The sequence below is a fragment of the Marinicrinis sediminis genome (assembly GCF_042685085.1).
Classification (GTDB): Bacteria; Bacillota; Bacilli; order Paenibacillales; family KCTC-33676; genus Marinicrinis; species Marinicrinis sediminis.
On the sequence record NZ_JBHUMM010000024.1, the window covers coordinates 1 to 704 of the forward strand.

General features: G+C 48.3%; 1 rRNA gene. It reads left to right on the top strand.

The features are described 5' to 3' along the window. A 16S ribosomal RNA gene (locus tag ACFSUC_RS10935) occupies positions 1 to 257 on the top strand; the annotation flags it as partial. Positions 258 to 704: the final 447 nt, after the last annotated feature.

Consider the following 704-nt stretch of genomic DNA (forward strand, 5'->3'; position numbering starts at 1 on the left):
CTGCATGAAGTCGGAATTGCTAGTAATCGCGGATCAGCATGCCGCGGTGAATACGTTCCCGGGTCTTGTACACACCGCCCGTCACACCACGAGAGTTTGCAACACCCGAAGTCGGTGAGGTAACCTACAAGTTTGCGAAGCAAACCGCTTCGTAAGCGCTAGAAAGTGGGAGCCAGCCGCCGAAGGTGGGGTAGATGATTGGGGTGAAGTCGTAACAAGGTAGCCGTATCGGAAGGTGCGGCTGGATCACCTCCTTTCTATGGAGCTCTAGGTACCCACAGAAGTGAAGAACAGCTTAGCGGCTGATTCAAGTCCTTTTGCGGGGCCCAAGGCACAAGAACGAATGTGCACAAGATGCACAATGGACAATTTCACTCGCGTTCAGTTTTGAAAGAGTTGTGCTCTTTCAGTGCTTGTCTCATTCATTCAAATATCAACAATAATTACCACTTGAATCGAATGAACGAACATGGTATTATACTTCTTGCCGCTGAAAAGACGGCAAACTTGATCCTTGAAAACTGGATAGCGAAAGAGTTTAGGTAAGAATCAACGCAGTTTTTACTAGCGTGTACGGCGATGACATCTTGTCAAATCCCGCACACGAGAACGAAGGTTTTGTTTCGCGCCCGACATTTGCACTTGTGCAAGAGAAGGAAGCGAAAGCAATAACCGAAGTGGATAAGCTAGTAAGGGCACACGGA